We start from the raw sequence: 567 nt of genomic DNA on the forward strand, positions 1-567 counted from the left end.
GCTCCCACTGCTTGTACGCATACGGTTTCAGGATCTATTTCACTCCCCTCTCCGGGGTTCTTTTCGCCTTTCCCTCACGGTACTGGTTCACTATCGGTCAGCCAGGAGTATTTAGCCTTGGAGGATGGTCCCCCCGTCTTCAGTCAAGGTTTCTCGTGCCCCGACCTACTCGATTTCATCCGACCACTCGTTTCGTGTACGAGACTATCACTCCCTATGGTTAGCCTTCCCAGACTATTCCACTACGAAGTGGTCGGACTTAAGGGCTGGTCCCCGTTCGCTCGCCGCTACTGGGGGAATCTCGGTTGATTTCTTTTCCTCGGGGTACTGAGATGTTTCAGTTCCCCCGGTTCGCCTCCCAACACCTATGGATTCAGTGTGGGATACCCGACCACTCGAGAGTGGTCGGGTGGGTTTCCCCATTCAGAAATGCCCGGGTCACAGGTCGTTTGCCACCTCGCCGAGCCTTATCGCAGGCTGCCACGTCTTTCATCGCCTCTGGCTGCCTAGGCATCCACCGTATGCGCTTCATCGCTTGACCATATAACCCCAAGAGGTCTGGTCCGC

The 567-nt window shown here is 55.9% G+C and carries 1 rRNA gene; it reads right to left on the bottom strand.

The features are described 5' to 3' along the window. Nucleotides 1–541: ribosomal RNA gene (locus OP498_RS18540) — 23S ribosomal RNA — on the bottom strand; the annotation flags it as partial. Nucleotides 542–567 lie beyond the last annotated feature (26 nt).

It is taken from the genome of Halomonas sp. 25-S5, from assembly GCF_029889845.1.
In the GTDB taxonomy this organism is placed as follows: domain Bacteria; phylum Pseudomonadota; class Gammaproteobacteria; order Pseudomonadales; family Halomonadaceae; genus Halomonas.